16 protein-coding genes are annotated in these 17,782 nt (G+C 73.4%); 7 read left to right on the plus strand and 9 right to left on the minus strand.

The window, feature by feature from the left end; all coding sequences use genetic code 11:
• The first annotated feature begins 8 nt into the window (after window positions 1-8).
• A complete protein-coding gene (locus tag AB0927_RS03775) occupies window positions 9-1,316 on the plus strand; it encodes a S53 family peptidase (RefSeq protein ID WP_366665876.1) in 1,308 nt (435 codons plus the stop codon).
• Window positions 1,317-1,471: 155 nt separating this feature from the next.
• Here AB0927_RS03775 and AB0927_RS03780 read toward each other — a convergent pair whose 3' ends face one another.
• The 6 genes from AB0927_RS03780 to AB0927_RS03805 form a co-directional block, all read right to left on the minus strand.
• Window positions 1,472-2,851, minus strand: coding sequence for an 8-oxoguanine deaminase (locus AB0927_RS03780; RefSeq protein WP_366665877.1), 1,380 nt, complete (start codon window positions 2,849-2,851; stop codon window positions 1,472-1,474).
• A gap of 86 nt (window positions 2,852-2,937) precedes the next feature.
• The gene (gene pucL, locus AB0927_RS03785; RefSeq protein WP_366665878.1) at window positions 2,938-3,855 is read right to left on the minus strand and encodes a factor-independent urate hydroxylase; all 918 of its coding nucleotides are present in this window, start codon (window positions 3,853-3,855) and stop codon (window positions 2,938-2,940) included.
• Window positions 3,856-3,859: 4 nt separating this feature from the next.
• Window positions 3,860-4,747, minus strand: coding sequence for a 2-oxo-4-hydroxy-4-carboxy-5-ureidoimidazoline decarboxylase (uraD, locus tag AB0927_RS03790; RefSeq protein ID WP_366665879.1), 888 nt, complete (start codon window positions 4,745-4,747; stop codon window positions 3,860-3,862).
• 130 nt (window positions 4,748-4,877) lie between these two features.
• Entirely contained in the window at window positions 4,878-5,240 is a 363-nt protein-coding gene (locus tag AB0927_RS03795; protein WP_366665880.1) for a helix-turn-helix domain-containing protein, read from the minus strand.
• Window positions 5,237-5,500 (minus strand): hypothetical protein, encoded by a 264-nt coding sequence (locus AB0927_RS03800; RefSeq protein WP_366665881.1) that lies wholly within the window; start codon window positions 5,498-5,500, stop codon window positions 5,237-5,239. The genes AB0927_RS03795 and AB0927_RS03800 overlap by 4 nt, the downstream gene beginning before the upstream one ends.
• On the minus strand, window positions 5,500-5,877 hold the full coding sequence (locus AB0927_RS03805) for a helix-turn-helix domain-containing protein (RefSeq protein ID WP_366665882.1): 378 nt from the start codon (window positions 5,875-5,877) through the stop codon (window positions 5,500-5,502). The genes AB0927_RS03800 and AB0927_RS03805 overlap by 1 nt, the downstream gene beginning before the upstream one ends.
• Before the next feature lie 86 nt (window positions 5,878-5,963).
• Between AB0927_RS03805 and AB0927_RS03810 the strand changes: the two genes are divergently transcribed.
• The 3 genes from AB0927_RS03810 (at window position 5,964) to AB0927_RS03820 (ending at window position 8,127) form a co-directional block, all read left to right on the plus strand.
• On the plus strand, window positions 5,964-6,953 hold the full coding sequence (locus AB0927_RS03810) for a zinc-dependent alcohol dehydrogenase family protein (protein ID WP_366665883.1): 990 nt from the start codon (window positions 5,964-5,966) through the stop codon (window positions 6,951-6,953).
• Window positions 6,954-7,030: 77 nt separating this feature from the next.
• Window positions 7,031-7,258 carry a hypothetical protein gene (locus tag AB0927_RS03815; protein WP_366665884.1) on the plus strand — a complete coding sequence of 76 codons (228 nt, stop codon included), beginning with the start codon at window positions 7,031-7,033 and terminating at the stop codon, window positions 7,256-7,258.
• A 119-nt stretch (window positions 7,259-7,377) separates the two neighbouring features.
• On the plus strand, window positions 7,378-8,127 hold the full coding sequence (locus tag AB0927_RS03820) for a hypothetical protein (protein WP_366665885.1): 750 nt from the start codon (window positions 7,378-7,380) through the stop codon (window positions 8,125-8,127).
• 21 nt (window positions 8,128-8,148) lie between these two features.
• On the opposite strand, the gene AB0927_RS03825 is transcribed toward AB0927_RS03820, so the two are convergent.
• Together AB0927_RS03825 and AB0927_RS03830 are read right to left on the minus strand one after the other, a co-directional pair.
• Complete coding sequence (locus AB0927_RS03825; protein WP_366665886.1) at window positions 8,149-9,762, minus strand: AMP-binding protein; 1,614 nt, start codon at window positions 9,760-9,762, stop codon at window positions 8,149-8,151.
• Entirely contained in the window at window positions 9,759-11,432 is a 1,674-nt protein-coding gene (locus AB0927_RS03830; RefSeq protein ID WP_366665887.1) for an AMP-binding protein, read from the minus strand. The genes AB0927_RS03825 and AB0927_RS03830 overlap by 4 nt, the downstream gene beginning before the upstream one ends.
• Before the next feature lie 151 nt (window positions 11,433-11,583).
• Between AB0927_RS03830 and AB0927_RS03835 the strand changes: the two genes are divergently transcribed.
• The 3 genes from AB0927_RS03835 to AB0927_RS03845 all read left to right on the plus strand — a co-directional run bounded on the left by AB0927_RS03835 (window position 11,584) and on the right by AB0927_RS03845 (window position 16,420).
• Entirely contained in the window at window positions 11,584-12,444 is an 861-nt protein-coding gene (locus tag AB0927_RS03835; protein WP_366665888.1) for a helix-turn-helix transcriptional regulator, read from the plus strand.
• Between the two features lie 156 nt (window positions 12,445-12,600).
• Entirely contained in the window at window positions 12,601-15,420 is a 2,820-nt protein-coding gene (locus tag AB0927_RS03840) for an AAA family ATPase (protein ID WP_366665889.1), read from the plus strand.
• A gap of 208 nt (window positions 15,421-15,628) precedes the next feature.
• Window positions 15,629-16,420, plus strand: a complete 792-nt coding sequence (locus AB0927_RS03845; RefSeq protein WP_366665890.1) for a serine protease — start codon at window positions 15,629-15,631, stop codon at window positions 16,418-16,420.
• 111 nt (window positions 16,421-16,531) lie between these two features.
• On the opposite strand, the gene AB0927_RS03850 is transcribed toward AB0927_RS03845, so the two are convergent.
• Window positions 16,532-17,773, minus strand: coding sequence for an extracellular solute-binding protein (locus tag AB0927_RS03850; RefSeq protein ID WP_366665891.1), 1,242 nt, complete (start codon window positions 17,771-17,773; stop codon window positions 16,532-16,534).
• Window positions 17,774-17,782 lie beyond the last annotated feature (9 nt).

The raw sequence follows: 17,782 nt of genomic DNA on the forward strand, positions 1-17,782 counted from the left end.
AGAACCCCATGAGACGCCTCTTCCCGGCCACGGCGATACCCGCCGCGCTGGCCGCGATCGTCCTCTTCGCGACGCCCGGCGCGGCGGCCGCCGGCACCGCGGCCCACGCGCCGCAGCAGCAGGCAAAGTCCACGCCCCAGCACGGCCGGCTCCCCTCGAACGTCAAGGAAGCCTGTCCGGCGACCGCGCCCGGGCAGGTCCACTGCATGGCCCTGGTCCGCACCGACGTGCACGGGGGCCTCGGCGTCAAGGGCCGCGCCGCCGCGCATCCCGCCGCAGGGGCCGCGGACGACGCGACCGCACTGCCGGACGGGTACAGCCCGGCCGACATCCACTCCGCCTACAACCTGCCGTCCACCGGCGGCAACGGCCAGACCGTCGCCATCGTCGAGGCCTACGACAACCCGACCGCCGAGGCCGACCTCGCGGTCTACCGCGCCACCTACGGGCTGTCCGCCTGCACCACCGCCAACGGCTGTTTCACCAAGGTCAACCAGAAGGGCGAGCAGGCCCACTACCCGGGCAGCGACGAGTACACCGGCTGGAGCCTGGAGACCGCGCTCGACCTGGACGCGGTGTCGGCGGTCTGCCAGGACTGCCACATCCTGCTGGTGGAGGCGGACAGCGTCGGCGAGGCCGACATCGCGGCCGCGGAGAACACCGCCGCCCGCCTCGGCGCGACCGAGATCTCCAACAGCTTCGGGGAGGACGAGGGGTACGGGATGCTCGCGTACGCGTCCGCCTACGACCATCCCGGGGTGGCGATCACCGCCGCCTCGGGCGACAGCGGCTTCACGGTACCGAAGTTCCCCGCCGTGCTGCCCTCGGTGACAGCCGTCGGCGGCACGTCACTGGTGCGGGACCCGGGAACCGCACGGGGCTGGGCGGAGACGGCCTGGGACCTGTCGGGCAGCGGCTGCTCGGCCTGGTTCGACAAGCCCGCCTGGCAGACCGGTGTCCCCGACTGCCCCGGCCGCGTCACCGCTGACGTGTCCGCGGACGCCGACGCCTACACCGGCGGACTCGCCGTCTACGACACCACCCCCGACTACCAGGCGTACCCCGGCTGGGCCGTGGCGGGCGGCACCAGCCTCGCCTCCCCGCTCGTGGCCTCCATGATCGCCCTGGCCGGAAACCCGGGCGACTTCCCCGACGCCTCCCGCCTCTACCGCCACACCGGCGCCCTGTACGACGTGACCGGCGGCTACAACGGGGCTTACGGATTCGACTGCGGCGGCGACAACCTCTGCAACAGCGCGCCCGGTTACGACGGCCCCACGGGCCTGGGCACACCGAACGGCCTCGGCGCCTTCTAGCCCTTCACGACAGCGCCCGAAGCGTTCACCCAGCGGAAGCGGCCCTCCCGAGGGCCGCTTCCGTCGTCTGCCCGCCGGGGACCGATGCCACCAGTCGTACGCACACTCTGACCCCCGGCGGGCGATGGAGCGGCCCCGCCCCCGAGCCCGGGGGCTCAGCCCTCGCGGGCGATCCGTGCCAGGCGCCGGGCCTCGTCGCGGGTGGCGCGGGCGACGGCGTCCTCGTCGGCGGTCAGGAGGCGGCCGTCGGCGACGATCTGACGGCCGTTCACGAACGACGCGGTGACCGGCGCGGGCGCGCCGAGGACCAGGGCGGTCACCGGGTCGGCGATGGAGGCGTGGGCGAGCGTGTCCATCTTCCACAGCACCACGTCGGCCAGCTTGCCCGCCTCCAGTGAGCCGGTCTCGGCGGCGCGGCCGAGCACCCGGGCACCGCCGTGGGTGCCGAGCCGCAGGGCCTGCCGGGCGTCCAGCGCGTTCGCCGCGCGGGCGCCGAGCCGGTTGACGAGCAGGGCGTTGCGCAGCTCGGTGTGGAGTTCGCCGGACTCGTTGGACGCGGTGCCGTCGACGCCGAGGCCGACCGGGACGCCGGCGGCGAGCATGTCCGGGACCCGTGCGATGCCCGCGGCCAGCCGGGCGTTGGAGGAGGGGCAGTGGGCGACCCCGGTCCCGGTGCGGGCGAAGGCGGCGATGTCGGAGTCGGTCATGTGGACGCAGTGCGCCATCCACACGTCCTCGCCCAGCCAGCCCGTGGACTCGAAGTAGTCGGTCGGGCCCATGCCGAACAGCTCGTGGCAGAACCGCTCCTCCTCCACGGTCTCCGAGCCGTGCGTGTGCAGCCGTACGCGGAGCCCGCGGGCCAGCTCGGCGGCGCCGCGCATGAGTTCGGTGGAGACGGAGAAGGGGGAGCAGGGGGCGACGGCGACCTGGGTCATGGCGTCGGAGGAGGGGTCGTGGTGCTCCCTGACGGTGGCCTCGGTCGCGGCGAGCGCGTCCTCAAGGCTCTCCACGGCGAAGTCCGGGGGCAGTCCGCCGTCCTTCTCGCCGCGGTCCATGGAGCCGCGGGCGAGGGTGAAGCGCAGGCCCGTCTCGCGGGCGGCGCGGATGATCGCGCCGGACAGGTCGCCCGCGCCGCGCGGGTGGACGTAGTGGTGGTCCATGGCGGTGGTGACGCCGCCGCGGGCCATCATCGCGAGCGAGCCCCGGGCCGCCGCGTCGACCATGGGCTCGTCGATGTGCGCCCAGACCGGGTAGAGCGCGACCAGCCAGTCGAACAGGTTGTGCTCGGTGGCCAGGCCGCGGGTGATCCACTGGTAGAAGTGGTGGTGGGTGTTGATCAGGCCGGGGGTCGCGAGGTGCCCGGTGGCGTCGATCCGGCGGACCACGTCCGCCAGTCCCTCGGGCGCCGGGCCCGCGCCGAGCGCCTCGATGCGGTTGCCGGCGAGGACCAGGTGCCCGCGGGCGTACTCGGTGTCGTCGGCGTCGACGGTCGCGATCGAGCAGTTCTCGATGACGATGCGCTGGGCTGCTGCCATGGTCCGTCCTTCGGGTGCGGGCGTCGCCCCGGCCGCGGGTGCCGAGAAAAGCGGGAGAAGAGGGGAAAAGCGGGAGAAGAGGGGGATCAGAGGTTGGTGAGGTCCACCGGGATCCGCGGCTCGCAGCCGTCCCGCAGCACGGTCGCCTCGATCAGGCCGTAGGGCCGGTCGGCGGCGAGGTAGACCTCGTTGTCGTTCTTGAGCCCGAACGGCTCCAGGTCGACCAGGAAGTGGTGCTTGTTGGGGAGCGAGAGGCGGACCTCGTCGATCTCGGCGCGGTTCTCGATGACGCGCGCGCCCATCTGGTACAGCGTCTGCTGCAACGACAGGGAGTAGGTCTCGGCGAAGGCCCGGAGCATGTGCGTCCTGACCTGCTCGTACGACTGCTCCCAGGACGGCATGTGCTGCTCGTCGCCGGTCCAGTTGAACCGCCAGCGGCCGCAGACCGAGGTGGCCAGGATGCGGTCGCGGGTCTCCGGGAGGGTCGTGTACTTGTCCTTGACGTAGCCCCGGAACTCGGAGTCGGTCGAGTTCATGACGGTCAGGTCCTTGAGGCCGGAGACGACCTCCCAGGACGAGCCGTCGTAGGTGATCTGGGCGAGCCGGGTCTCCTGGCCCTTGCGGACGAAGGAGTGCCCTGACCCGTCGGCGCCGGGGGCCGCGATCCGCTCCCAGGCGTACTCCTCGATGCGGATCCGGGCGCGCCGGATCGGCTCCTGCGAGGTGACGAAGTGGCGGGCGAGGTGGATGCCGAACTGCTCGGCGGACTCGATGCCGTGTTCCTTGGCGAAGGCGAACACCGTGTTCTTGGTGGTGTCGGTCGGCAGCACGTTGGCGTTGGAGCCGGAGTAGTGGACCTCCGCCATGTCGCCGCTGAGCGACACGGAGACGGCGAGATCCTTGATGTGGTGGGTGGCGCCGTCCCGCGTGATCCTGACGACTCGGTTCTCGGCCTTGCCGTACTGGTTCTGTCCCAGGATCGCGGGCCGGGAATTGACGGTCATGCACCTAGCTCCCTCGGTAGACGGAGTAACCGAACGGGTTGAGCAGCAGCGGCACGTGGTAGTGCTCGCCCGGTACCACGGAGAAGCTGATCGTCACCTCCGGGAAGAACACGGCCGGTCCGCCCTCCCCGGTCGCCGGCCGGTCGCGGAGGTACGGCTCCACGGCGAAGTCGAGCCGCACCTGGGTGGTGCCCGCCGGCGGCGTCGGCAGGTCCTTGCACCGGCCGTCGGCGTCCGTCGCGGAGCCGCCGAGCGCCTGCCAGTCCGCGTCCCGGCCCGCGCGGGCGAGGAGACGGACGGCGACGCCCGCGGCGGGGCGGCCGATCGAGGTGTCCAGGATGTGCGTGGACACGGAGGCGGTGGCGCTGGTGCTCATGGGTCGGGCGTCCTCTTCGACGAGTCGGGCCAGCCGGACCCGGTTGATCTTCCCCAGCTCGGCGCGGACGATCTCCCGTTCCCGCTCCGGCGTGTTCCGGATCCGCTCCTTGACCGCGTCCCGCATCCGCTCGCCGGACAGACCGGTGGCGCAGATGAGGAAGACATGGCCGAACTTCTCCTGGTAGGCCAGGTTGAGTTCGAGCATCTCGGCCCTGAGCCCGGCCGAGGCGCCGGCCATGCCGCGCTGTTCGCGGGCCGAGGCGGGATCACCCGGCCGGGGCCGCCCGATCGGCGGGTGCCCGGCCATCGCCTCCGCCAGATCGGCGGCCCTCAGCCCGGCCACGGCGGCGTCGCTCGCGTCGTACAGCTCGTCGGCGGTGGCATAGGGGCGGGCGGCGGCCAGCCGTCGTACCCACGCCGTGGAGGCGCACGCCTCGTGGAGGGCGGCGCGGGCCGCCCGTTCCTCCAGGTCGTTGAACCGGGCCAGGCCCGGGGGCGTGGGGGTCGACGTCACGTGAGCCTCCGTGGCCGGAGCCGGCTTGCGTGCTGAACGGGCTGCCGTCAGCTAACGCCCCCCGCATCTCCGCGTCAACACTTTGTTGAAAAATCCGGGTTACGAGCGGTGACGGCACCCCCAGGGGGCTTCAGACGTCCTTCTCCCGGTTGAGGTAGTTGTAGACGGTGAAGCGGCTGACGCCCAGCGCGCTCGCCACGGTCTCCACCCCGTGCCGCACCGCGAAGGCGCCCCGCGCCTCCAGTGTCCGCACGACCTCCTGCTTGGCCTTGCGGTCCAGGCCGGACAGCGGCCGCCCCGCCTTGCGCTCCATCGCGGCCAGGATGTGGTCGAGGGACTCGGCGAGCTGGGGCAGCCGTACGGCGACGACGTCGGCGCCCTCCCAGGCGAGCACGATGTCCTCGGGGCCGGCCTCGCCGGGCGGCAGCATCGCCCCGCCGATGGCGTCGACCAGCGGTTTCACGGCCGCGACGAAGGGCTCGTCCCCGGTCATCCACCGCCCTCCCCGGCCTCGTCGCCCAGCGCGTTGACCTGGAGCGTGATCCGGGTGGCGCCGGCCTGGAGGCTGCCGCGCAGCAGCGCGTCCACCGCGGCGAGCACGCGCTCGGCGCCGCCCTCGGCGGTGTTGCCGAACGGGCCGACGTCCACGGCGTCGAGGCCGGCCGTCTCGATGACCTCCCGTGCCACCAGGGCGTGCGCGGGGGTCTCTTCCAGGTCGAAGGGTTCGGTCGTGAACTCCACTCTCAGTCGCACTACGCCCCCGCGCCTTCCGAAGCAGCGGCTTCCGCCGCCTCCTGGAAGTCGGCGACGTCTCCGCCGTACTCCCGTGACCAGTCCGTCAGGACCTCGATGGGCTCGATGAGGGTCCGGCCGAGGTCGGTGAGACGGTACTCGACCCGCCTCGGCCCGTCGGCATGGCGGTCGACCAGGCCGTACCGCTGGAGCCGGCGCAGCGTCTGGGTGAGGACCTTGCGCGAGACGCCGCCGATGAGGTCCACGAGTTCACCGTGTCTGCGCGGTTTCCGGCTGAGTCCGAAGAGCGCGAGCACGGCCCATTTGTCGGAGATGATCTCGACCGCCAGGCGCGTCGGGCAGTCGGCGAGGGAGGCTGCTCCGTCCACGTTCTGCATGAGGGTCGAAGGTACCAGGAGGTAACCCAAGGATCCGTAGCGTCTTCCTCGAACCACCAACCAGCATCGGATGCGGAGGAGTCACCATGCCACGAGTCGTCGTGTTCGACGAGTTCGGCGGGCCGGAGGTCATGCACGTCGTCGAGGAGCCCCTCGCCGAGCCCGCGGCCGGCGAGGTCCGGGTCAGGATGGAGGCGTTCGCCGTCAACCCGCTCGACCTGATGATGCGTTCCGGCACCTCGCCCGCGCCCGTCCCGCTGCCGCGCGCTCGCCTCGGTGTCGAGGGAACCGGCGTCGTCGACGCGCTGGGCCCCGGGACCACCGGGCTGAAGACCGGCGATCCGGTCATCCTCACGGCCGTGCCGGACGCGAGCGCCCGGGGCAGCTACGCCGAATACACCACGGTCCCCGCGAGCCGGGTCGTCGCCCGGCCCGCCGGGCTCGGCGTCACGGAGGCGGCGGCGGTCTGGGTCGCCTACTCCACCGCCTACGGCGCACTCGTCGAGAAGGCGGGGATGCGGCCCGGCGACCACGTCCTCATCACCGCCGCGTCCGGCGGCGTAGGCCGCGCGGCGACGCAGATCGCCCGGCAGATCGGCGCCGTGCCCATCGCCGTCACCCGGCACTCCGCGCGGAAGGACGAACTGCTCGCCGCCGGCGCCGCCGCGGTCGTCGCCACCGACCACGCGGACCTGGCCGAGGCGGTCGGCCACCACACCGGCGGGGCCGGCGCGGACATCGTCCTCGATCTCGTCATGGGCCCCGGCCAGCGGGAACTCCTGAAGGCGGCCCGCCCCGGCGGCACCCTGGTCGCCGCGGGCTTCCTGGACCCCCGGCCCACGCCCTTCCCGGCGGGCCCGCCGCTCACCGTCTTCGGCTACCGGAGCTTCGAGCACACCCTCGACCCCGTCGTGGTCAAGCGGATGGCGGCCTTCCTGAACGCGGGCGTGCGCCTCGGCGCACTGCGGCCCGCCGTCCACGACGAGGTGTTCTCCCTCGACGGCGTCGTCGAGGCACACCGCCACCTCGAAGAGGGGCTGCACGCCGGGAAGAAGATCGTCGTGACGGCCTCCTGAGGCCGCGACGGCTCGGTGTGACGGATACCGGGCCGTTCCGAGGTGCGTTCATGCCCGTCCCGCCGCACGCTGAACCCATGGGACACGCGCACCCTCACATCGTCGTACACGCACCCGCTCTGGACGGCTCCCGCCGGGTCACCGAAGGGGAGGTGACGCTGGGGCTGGCGTCGCATCTGGACGATGTGGTGGAGATCCTGCGGCTGGCCGATCTGGACCGGGTCGAGGTGGAGCAGGACGACCTCATCGAGTGGCAGGGGGGCGGGCCCGAGGACTGGCCGGGGCTTTCCGAACACGAGGTGTAGGGGGCGTCATCGCCTGCTCCGGGGAATCCTTCCGGCGGGCAAAAAGCCGGACAGACGCGGGGCCGCGGGAGCACCATGGGAGCGCTGTCCCGAGGCGTCGTCGCGAGAGTGAGTGGGTCATGCGCGAGAGCGTGCCGGTGCGCTGTCCGGCCTGTCGGCGCGAGCATGTCTACACCGCCCCGGCGTATCCGTGCGTGTGCGGGGCCCCGGTCGCCCCGCGGCTGGATCCCGCCGCGGCGCCGGTCGTGGCCGAGCACCGGTCCTGGGACGACGAGTGGATCGGCGCCGCCTGCGCCGTCTGCGGGCGGCTCGGTCACTGGCCGCACCCGGAACTGGGCTGTCCCTGCGGCACGGTGCTGCGGATCCCGGTGGCGGGCGCGGACCCTGTCACCACCCCCGCCGGCCCTTCCACCGCCCGCGTCGAGCCCGGTGCCGGCCCGCCGGAGTCCGCCCGGCGCGCCTTCCAGCCGCACGCCGTCCGCACGGCCCGGGACGCCGTCACCGCCGCCGCGCTGTATCTGCGCTGGCTCGGGTACGGGGACGTCCGCCGTGCCGACCAGCGGCCGCCGAACGGCGTCGGGCTCGCCGCCCGGGGGCTGCTCGCGCAGGTGGACCCGACGGTACGGCCGGCCGCGCCCCGGGACGTGGAGTGCCTGTGGCTGACGGCGATGACGGAGTCCGCCGACTGCGTCTACTTCTCCCTGGCCGGATACACCGACGCCGCCCGCGCCCGCGCGGACTCCCTGGCCGTGCCGCTGTTCGTGCTCGACCTCGCGGGCGTCCCGCAGCCGGTGAACGACTCCGCCGACGCCCTGAACGCCGACGGCGCACCGCGACCGGGGCGCCGCGCACGCGACCAGCGGGGCTGACGGGGACGGACGGGACGGACGTCAGTCCCGGTAGCGCTCCCTCAGCTCGATCTTCCGCACCTTCCCCGACACCGTCATCGGGAAGGCGTCGAGGATGCCGAGCCTGCTCGGCACCTTGTAGTGCGCGAGCCTGCCCTCGCAGAAGGCGCGCAGTTCCGCCAGGGTGAGCGGGTCGGCCGCGTCGTGCGGGATCACGCAGGCCAGCACCTCCTCGCCGTACTTCTCGTCGGGCACCCCGACGACCTGGACGTCCCTGATCTTCGGGTGGGCGTAGAGGAACTCCTCGATCTCGCGCGGGTAGATGTTCTCCCCGCCCCGGATGATCATGTCCTTGATCCGGCCGACGATCTCGACGTACCCGTCCTCGCGCATCACCGCGAGGTCCCCGGTGTGCATCCAGCGGCCCGCGTCGACGGCCTCGGCGGTCTTCCCGGGCTCGTCCCAGTAGCCGAGCATCACGCTGTACCCGCGGGTGCACAGCTCCCCCGCCTCGCCGCGCGGCCGGGTGACCCCGGTCGCCGGGTCGACGATCTTGACCTCCAGGTGGGGCAGGACCCGGCCGACGGTGGCGGTGCGGTGCTCCAGGTCGTCGTCGGTGCGGGTCTGGAGGGACACCGGCGAGGTCTCGGTCATGCCGTAGCAGATGGCGACCTCGGCCATGTGCATCTCGGCGACGACCCGCTTCATCACCTCCACGGGGCAGGGCGAGCCCGCCATGATGCCGGTGCGCAGGGTGGAGAGGTCGTACGAAGGGAAGCCGGGGAGGTTCAGCTCGGCGATGAACATCGTCGGCACGCCGTACAGGGACGTGCACCGCTCCTGCTGCACCGCCTCCAGGCTGGCCTTCGGTTCGAAGGAGGGGGCCGGGATCACCATGCAGGCGCCGTGCGAGGTGGCGGCCAGGTTGGCCATCACCATGCCGAAGCAGTGGTAGAAGGGCACCGGGATGCAGATCCGGTCCCGCTCGGTGTACTTGACCAACTCCCCGACGAAGTATCCGTTGTTGAGGATGTTGTGGTGGGAGAGGGTGGCGCCCTTGGGGAAGCCGGTGGTGCCCGAGGTGTACTGGATGTTGATCGGGTCGTCACAGGACAACTCCGCTTCCCTGGCCGCCAGTTCGGCCCGGTCGCTACGGTCGCCGCGCGCGGTGAAGGCCTCCCAGCCCGGGTCCCCGACGTAGACGACCTCGCGCAGCTCGTGGCAGTCGCCGCGGACCTCCTCGACCATGGCCCGGTAGTCGCTGCTCTTGTGGCCGAGCGAGGCGAACAGCAGGCGCACACCCGCCTGCCGGAGGACGAAGCGCACCTCGTGGGTGCGGTAGGCCGGGTTGATGTTGACCATGATGGCGCCGACGCGGGCGGTGGCGTACTGCACGAGCACCCACTCGGCGCAGTTGACCGCCCAGATGCCCACCCGGTCGCCCTTGGCGATGCCGCTCGCCAGCAGCGCGCGGGCGAGGCGGTCCACGTCGGCGTCGAAGGCGGCGTACGTCCAGCGCCGCCCGCTCGCCACGTCCACCAGGGCCTCGCGCTCCGGCCAGGTCGTCGCCGTCCGGGCGAGGTTGGCGCCGATGGTGTCGCCGAGCAGCGCGGTGGTGCCGGTGCCGTGGGCGTACGACAGTTGCGGGGCGGTCACCGGAAGTCCTCCTCGCGGTACTCGTCCGCCGAGCCCTGCGCGGTGGCCTCGCGCAGCTCGATGCGGCGGATCTTGCCGGAGACGGTCTTGGGCAGCGCGCCGAACTCCAGGCGGCGGACGCGCTTGTAGGGGGCGAGCACCTGGCGGGAGTGCTCGAAGATGACCTTGGCGGTGTCGGGTCCGGGCTCGTAGCCCTCGGCGAGCACGACGTACGCCTTGGGCACCGCGAGCCGCAGCTCGTCCGGGGCGGGCACGACGGCCGCCTCGGCCACCGCCTCGTGCTCCAGCAGCGCGCTCTCCAGCTCGAAGGGGCTGATCTTGTAGTCGGAGGCCTTGAAGACGTCGTCGGCGCGGCCGATGTAGGTCAGGTAGCCCTCCTCGTCGCGGGTGGCGATGTCGCCGGTGCGGTAGTAGCCGCCCGCCATGGCCTGGGCGGTGCGGTCCGGGTCGCCGTGGTAGCCGGCCATCAGGCCGACGGGGCGGTCGGCGAGGTCGAGCGCGATCTCGCCCTCGGCGGCGCCGGGCGCGCCGGTGACCGGGTCGAGCAGCTCCACCCGGTAGCCGGGGCTGGGGCGGCCCATGGAGCCGGTCTTCAGCCGCTGGCCGGGCGCGTTGGAGACCTGTACGGCGGTCTCGGTCTGCCCGAAGCCGTCCCGGATGGTCAGCCCCCAGGCGCGCCGCACCTGTTCGATGACCTCGGGGTTGAGCGGCTCGCCCGCGGCCACCACCTCACGGGGCGGGGTGCGCAGTTGGCCGAGGTCGGCCTGGATGAGCATGCGCCACACGGTCGGGGGCGCGCAGAAGGTGGTGACCTGGGCCCGGTCCATCTCGGCCATCAGGCGGCCCGCGTCGAACCGGGTGTAGTTGAAGATGAAGACGGTCGCCTCGGCGTTCCACGGGGCGAACAGGTTGGACCAGGCGTGCTTGGCCCAGCCGGGCGAGGAGATGTTCAGATGGACGTCGCCGGGCTTCAGGCCGACCCAGTACATGGTGGCCAGGTGGCCGATGGGGTACGAGACATGGGTGTGCTCGACCAGCTTGGGGCGGGCGGTGGTGCCCGAGGTGAAGTAGAGCATCAGCGGGTCGTCGGAGAGGGTCGGCCCGTCGGCCGTGAAGCCGGCGGGGGCGTCGTACGCGTCCTCGTACGAAAGCCACCCCTCCCCGCCCGCGCCGCCGACCGTGATCCGGGTGTAGGCACCGGGCACCTCGGCGAACTTGGGGGCGTCCTCGGCCCGTACCAGCACGTGCCGGACCCGGCCGCGCTCGACGCGGTCGCGCAGGTCGGCGGGGCCGAGCAGCGGGGTGGCCGGGATGACGACCGCGCGCAGTTTCATCGCGGCCAGCATGGTCTCCCACAGCTCGGCCTGGTTGCCGAGCATGACGAGGATCCGGTCCTCGGCCGCGACGCCCCGCGCGCGCAGCCAGTTGGCGACGCGGTCGGAGCGCTCGGAGAGTTCGGCGAAGGACAGCTTGGTCTCGCCGCCGTCCTCCTCCACGATGTGCAGCGCGGTCCGGTCGTTGCCGGCGGCGATCACGTCGAACCAGTCCAGCGCCCAGTTGAAGTGCTCCGGCCGGGGCCACGCGAACCCGTCGTAGGCGGTGGCATAGTCCTCGCGGTGTGCCAGCAGGAAGTCCCGCGCGTTCCTGAAGGCATCGGTCGCCGTCGTCATCCGTCGTCCTCCTATGTTCCCGGGCATTGCCGGGCGGCTCCCCGGCATCGTCTAATCCGTGATGCAGGTCTCACTACCCCCGAACGGGGGTGTGGTCCCTGCGAGCACGGGGGGTGTGGTCCGCACATCAGCCGCACCGAAGGAGCGATGGGTGACAGCAGACGCCGTGACGGTGGTGGAGATCCGTGGCGCGCTGGTCCGGCTGCGGCGCGCGACGGGGCTGCCGGTCGCCTTCGGCGGGCTGGTGGAGTCCGGCCGGCCGCAGGTGCGCATCAGCGAGCTCAGCGGCACGGCGACGGCCGCGCTGCGCTGTCTCGCGGTGAGTTCGGGCAGCGGGCTCGGCGGCAAGGCGGTGGCGCTGGCGCGGCCGTGCGCGGTGGCGGACTACTCCAGCTCCCGGCACATCAGCCACGAGTACGACGGGCCGGTGGCCGCGGAGGGCATCCGCTCGGTGCTCGCGGTGCCGGTGGTGGTGCGGCGCCGGGTGCGCGGGGTGCTCTACGGCGCGCTGCGTTCGGCCCAGCCGCTCGGCGACCGGGCGCTGGGCGCGGCGGTGGCGGTGGCGCGGGACGTGGAGCAGACGCTGGTGCTGCGGGACGAGGCGCGGGAGTTGCTGACGGTGGCCGGTGCGGCCCCGGCCCGGGGCGCGGACACGCGGTCGTACGGCGGGCCGGGGGCCGGGGCGGGGGCCTGGGAGCAGGTGCGCGAGGCGCACGCGGCGCTGCGGGCGCTCGCGCCCCGGATCGCCGATCCCGTCCTGCGCGCCGATCTGCTCGCCGCCTGCGGACTGCTGACCGCGCCGGGTCCGGCCGACGGACCGGCTCTGGCGCCGCGCGAACTGGACGTGCTGTCCTGGGTGGCGGCGGGTGCGACCAACGCCGCGGTGGCCGAGCGGCTGGGGCTGCGCCCGGAGACGGTCAAGGGTTATCTGCGCTCGGCCATGCGGAAGTTGGGCGCACACACGCGGGGGGAGGCGGTGACCGCGGCACGCAGGGCGGGGCTGCTGCCGTAGCCTCCCGAGACGGTGAAGGAAACGTTCCCATTCATGCGTGGATGCTTTGAATTTCCTCATGCTTGACCGTTTGTTATTTCCCTCACGACGACTTCCGCCCGAATTCAGAGGATCGTTGCCTAGAATTTGGACCGGACACGACATACGAGGGGAGCGGTGACCGTGCGACGGGACTTCCAGGAGCCTGCGAGGTGCCGCTCCGACCTGGTCATAGGCCGCGAGGAGCTGTGCGCCGCCGCCCGCGCCCAACTCGCCTCCGGCGGCAGTGTGCTGCTCCACGGACCGGCCGGAATAGGGAAATCGACCATCCTGCGGGCATTGGCCGAGGAATACGCCCCGACGGCGCACATCGTCCTGCGCTGCTCGGCGACCGAGTCCGAATCCCACCTTCCCTTCCTCGCCCTCGCCGACCTCCTCGGCCTGGTCCTCGACGACGTCTGTCCCCGGCTGCCCGCCGCCCAGCGCACCGCCCTGGAGTCGGCGCTCACCGGCCGCGGCGAGTCCAGCCTCCAGCGCGACGGCCTCGCCCTGCGCCTGGCGGTGCTGTCCGCGCTGCGCGCGCTCGCCGCCCGCGGACCGGTCCTGGTGGTCGCCGACGATCTCCAGTGGCTGGATCCGGCCAGCGCCGAACTGCTCGGCTTCGCCGCCCGCCGCCTGGGCGGCACCCCGGTCCAGCTCCTGTGCGCGGTACGGACCGAGGGGCAGGACAGCCAGGAGTACGACCGCCATCTGCGGTCCTGCCCGCCGGACACCCTCGCCGTCCGCCTCGGGCCGTTGTCGCACACCCGGATCGCCGAGCTGCTGGGCCACCGCGGCCACGGGGGGCTGCCCCGCTCCACGGTCCGCGAGGTCCACCGCACCAGCGGCGGCAACCCGCTGTTCGCGCTCGAACTCGGCCGCGCCCTCTCCGAGAGCCCCACCCCGCCCCGGCCGGGCGAGCCGCTGCCGGTGCCCACCTCGCTGCGCGCCCTGGTGCTCAGCCGCCTGGACATGCTGTCCGTGGAGGCCCGCCGCACCCTCCTGGTGGCCAGCGCCGGCGCCCGCCCCACCCCGGCGCTGCTGCACGCGGCGGGCCGGGAGAACGCCGAGGCCGAATGCGCCCAGGCCGCCGAACTCGGGCTGCTGGCAACCGAGTCCGACGTCCCCGCCGTACGCTTCGCGCATCCGCTCATCTCCGCCGCGCTGTACGCGGAGGCACCCGCGCAGGAGCGGCGGGCCGCGCACGCGGCGCTGTCCACGGCCGCCTCCGACCCCATCGAGCGGGCCCGGCACCTCGCCCTCGCCGCCACCGGCGCCGACCCGGAGGTCGCCGCCCGGCTCGCCGAGGCCGCCGCCCTCGCCCGGGACCGCGGCGCGCCCTCGGTCGCCGCCCAGCTCGGGCTGCTGGCCGCCCGGCACACCCCGGTGGACGGCACGCCCAGTCCGGAGGAGCGCCGGCTGGCGGCGGCCGAGGACGCCATCACCGCCGGCGAGGTGGACCTCGCCCGGGACATCGCCCGGGAGGTGCTGAACCGGGCGAGCGTGCCCGCCGAACGGGTGCGCGCCTGGATCATCGTCATCGACACCGCGGGCCACACCATGGCCGAGGTGGACGCCCTCTTCCCGCAGGCCCTCGCCGACGCCGGCGACGACCCGCGGCTGCTCGCCCTGGTCCACTACCAGCTCGGCTGGCGGGCGCTGATCGTGGAGGGCGACTTCACCGCGGCCCGCGACGCCGCCGCGCACGCCGCCGAGCTGGCCGCGCGCGGCAAGGACCGGCGCACCGAGCTGCTCGCCCTCGCCTTCCAGGCGCAGGCCGAGACCCTGATGGGCCATCCGGAGGCGCCCCGCACCATCAAGCGGGCCCTGCGCGAACCCCAGGACCCGCGGGTGGCCTGGCATCACAACGGGGCGGGCAGTGCCCGGTTCCGCTGGCTGGTCATGGGCGACCAACTGGCCGAGGCGCGGGCCACCGTCACCGGTCTGCTGCGCGAGGTGCGCCGGCGCGGCTCGGTGGAGAGCGAGGTGCACTTCCTGCGGGGCCTGGCCGAGACCGAGCTGCGCGCCGGACACTGCGGCCGCGCCCTGGACCTGGCCCGCGAGAGCCTCCGGCTCGCCCGGGACTCCGGGATCGGCGAGACCGCCTCGGCGATGCTCACCTCGCTCGCGGAGGCCTCCGGCGGGGACGTGGACCGGGCGCTCACCCTCGCCCGGGAGGCGGTGGAGCACGCCGAGGGCGACGGCGACCAGATGTACCTCTCCCGGGCCCTGGGCGCGCTCGGGTACGCCCAGTTGGTGGCCGGTGACCCGGCGGGCACCGTGCGCTCGCTGCGCCGGGTGCGCACCCTGGAGCTGGGCCTCGGCATCACCGACCCGGCCCGCGGCCGCTGGCAGGGGGACCTCGCCGAGGCGCTGGTCCGCATCGGTGAACCCGCCGAGGCGCAGGACGTCATCGACACCGCCCGGGAGCACGCGCTCCGGCTCGGCCGGGAGAGCGTCCTCGCCGTGCTCGACCGCTCCGAGGCCCTGGTGCGTGCCGCGCAGGGCGCGGGCGAGGCGGCGCTCGCCCAGCTGAGGTCCGCTCAGGACCGGCTCGGCAAGCTGGGTTACGGCCTGGAGGAGGCGCGGGCCGCGTTCGCGCTGGCCCGGCTGCGCGGCCGGCGCCCCGGGTCCGCGGCCTACGACGAGGCCACCCGGAAGTTCCGCCGCTGCCGTGCGCTGCCCTGGCTGCGCCAGGTGGACGAGGCCCTCACCACCCTGGAGCCCGACCCGGCACGGGCCGTACCCGCCGCGCTGGACGCGCTGGACGTGCTGGCCGCGATGGAGCGTCAGGTGGCCGCGCTGGTCATGGAGGGGGCCACCAACCGGGAGATAGCCGCACGGCTGTTCATCAGCGTCAAGACGGTCGAGGCCACGCTCACCCGGGTCTACCGCAAGCTCGGGATCCGCTCGCGGGTCGACATCGTCCGATTGGCGGCAGGCCGGCGCGCGCACTGAGCAGGGCGCCTGTTAACTGAACCGGACCGAGGGTTTTCCCTCACCCGACCCCCTAGGGGGTTCCCTCATTGGGAGCCGTAGGTTCCGGGACCTAGCGTAATGGGCGTACCGCTCGCCCGGGTACAGGGGGTCGGACCCTCCCCCCACCACCGTGCGCAACCCCCGACCCGTGCGAACCCCCACCGGTGCAACCCCACTGAGGAGACTCATGTTCGGGCCCACACGTGCCAGACGGACCGCCGCGGTCCTGGCGGCCACCGCCGCCGCCGCGGCGTCCGCGCTGCTCGCCTCCCCCACGGCGAGCGCGGCTCCCCAGCCCGTCGTCGGCGGTACGGCGACGACCACCGCCGCGTACCCGTTCATCATGCAGATCACGGACGCGTCCGGCAGCCAGTTCTGCGGCGGCAGCCTGGTGGCCCCCGACAAGGTGGTGACGGCCGCGCACTGCATGGCCGGCGAGACCACCGGCAGCGTCCGCGTCGTCGGCGGCCGCACCAAGCTGAACGGCACCGACGGCACGGTGAGCCGGGTCAGCAGGATCTGGGTGAACCCGGGCTTCTCGGACGCCACCAACGGCGACGACGTGGCCGTGCTGACCCTGTCGACGGCGATGCCGTACAAGCCGGTGTCGTACGTCTCCTCCTCCCAGACGGGCGTGTACGCGGCCGGCACCACGGCGCGGATCCTCGGCTGGGGCACGACTTCGGAGAACGGCAGCTCCGCCGACCAGCTACGGACCGCGACCGTGCCGGTCGTGTCCGACGCCGGCTGCCGTTCCTCCTACGGTTCGGACTACGTGCAGTCCGACATGGTGTGCGCCGGGCTCAGCTCCGGCGGCGTGGACACCTGCCAGGGCGACAGCGGCGGTCCCCTGCTCATCGGGGGCGTCCTGGCAGGGATCACTTCTTGGGGCGAGGGGTGCGCGGAGGCGGGGTACCCGGGTGTCTACACCCGGCTGACCACCTTCGCGGACCAGGTCACCGCGCAGGTGAACTCGTGACCCGGAAGATCTCCCGAGCACCGCTCGGGTAAGACCAGGGGGGCGTTGCGAGCGACCACGAGCAGCCCGCAACGCCCCCCTTTCCAATCGGCGGCCCCCATCCGGTCCGCCTCATCGCGCCGGTGCGGACGCCTGGTCGCACACCGACGGCAGCCAGGTCTGACCCGGGGCCTGCCGCAGCGTGTCCAGGGTGGCGAGCAGCGCGCCGAGACGGGCGGGGTGGGCCAGGTATTCGATCGTGGCCTCGGCGAAGGCGTCGCGGAGGGTGGGCGGCATGGCGTCGGAGGCGTCGAAGCAGTGGGTGGCGGCCGGGGAGAGCAGGGTGGTGGCGAGGGTCCGGTGCCAGGTGGGGCCCGCGGTGGCGGGTGGCACCTTCGAGTCGACGGAGAAGGCCGACTCCGCCGCCGCCCAGGCGCGTTGGGCGGCCGGGGAGGACAGGTAGCGGATCAGTCGCTCGGCCTGCGGGGTGGTGTGCAGGAGGGCGACCAGGTCGCCGGAGACCTCCCAGGCGTCGTCGGCGGTGGCGCCGGGGATGAGGCGGGACGAGGGGTCGTAGCGGCCGTCGGCCCGCTGCCAGGCGGTGGACTGGGTGCGGATGAAGGACGCCTGGTGTTCGAGGGTGCAGCCGCGCGGCACGTCCGCGACCGGTGCGGAGGCCTGGGCGTAGCCCGTCTGGAGGGTGCGCCCAAGCAGCGCGGGCGACGTGCCCGCGCCCATCAGCCGGCCCCACGTCGTCCACGCCTGCCGTACCTCGGGCGAGCGCCAGGACAGCCGGCCGCTCACCCATGACTGGTAGGCGCGCGGGCCGTGTTGCTGGAGCAGGATGTCCTCGATCCAGTCCGTGCCCGGCCACCCGCTGGTCGCGCCGGAGCCCATCCCCACGCACCACTGCGCCGGCTCGTCCCGGGCCTTGAGGCGCCCTCGCTCGCTGGTGCCGGCCGGGTACCAGACGATGCTCTTGAGGTCGGCCTTGAGCGGGAACCAGTACACGTGCCCGTCCGCGAGCGGTGTCGCCCAGGACGCGCTGAAGTCCTCCCGGGGGATGAGGCCGTCGAGCGGCCGGAGCTGCTTCTGGCCCGCGTAGTCGGCGAGTTCGCCGGGGCCGGTCAGCACCACCACGTCCGGCGGCGTCCCGGCCTCGACATCGGCGCCGAGCACCTGGCTCTCGGCCGAACTGCCCTGGTAGTCCACGTGCACGTGGTACTTCCGCTCGAACGGCTCGATCACCGCGTGCCGCAGGTTCAGCTCGTCGCGCCCCGTCCAGTTCGCCAGCAGGGTGACGGTCGGCTCCCGGCCGGCGGCGCGCACGCCCAGCACGACGGCCGCCGCCAGCAGGACGAGGCAGCCCGCCACCGCGGTGAC

The sequence above is a fragment of the Streptomyces sp. NPDC048106 genome, assembly GCF_040706415.1.
In the GTDB taxonomy this organism is placed as follows: Bacteria; Actinomycetota; Actinomycetes; order Streptomycetales; family Streptomycetaceae; genus Streptomyces.

Excerpts from the sequence above, each read along its gene's own strand:
- AB0927_RS03815 (WP_366665884.1), top strand. The coding sequence starts at position 7,031 with ATGGGACACGCGCACCCTCACATCGTCGTACACGCACCCGCTCTGGAC.
- AB0927_RS03795 (WP_366665880.1), bottom strand. The coding sequence starts at position 5,240 with ATGACCGGGGACGAGCCCTTCGTCGCGGCCGTGAAACCGCTGGTCGAC.
- AB0927_RS03805 (WP_366665882.1), bottom strand. The coding sequence starts at position 5,877 with ATGCAGAACGTGGACGGAGCAGCCTCCCTCGCCGACTGCCCGACGCGC.
- AB0927_RS03775 (WP_366665876.1), top strand. The coding sequence starts at position 9 with ATGAGACGCCTCTTCCCGGCCACGGCGATACCCGCCGCGCTGGCCGCG.
- AB0927_RS03780 (WP_366665877.1), bottom strand. The coding sequence starts at position 2,851 with ATGGCAGCAGCCCAGCGCATCGTCATCGAGAACTGCTCGATCGCGACC.
- AB0927_RS03820 (WP_366665885.1), top strand. The coding sequence starts at position 7,378 with ATGCGCGAGAGCGTGCCGGTGCGCTGTCCGGCCTGTCGGCGCGAGCAT.
- AB0927_RS03845 (WP_366665890.1), top strand. The coding sequence starts at position 15,629 with ATGTTCGGGCCCACACGTGCCAGACGGACCGCCGCGGTCCTGGCGGCC.
- AB0927_RS03830 (WP_366665887.1), bottom strand. The coding sequence starts at position 11,432 with ATGACGACGGCGACCGATGCCTTCAGGAACGCGCGGGACTTCCTGCTG.
- AB0927_RS03810 (WP_366665883.1), top strand. The coding sequence starts at position 5,964 with ATGCCACGAGTCGTCGTGTTCGACGAGTTCGGCGGGCCGGAGGTCATG.
- pucL (WP_366665878.1), bottom strand. The coding sequence starts at position 3,855 with ATGACCGTCAATTCCCGGCCCGCGATCCTGGGACAGAACCAGTACGGC.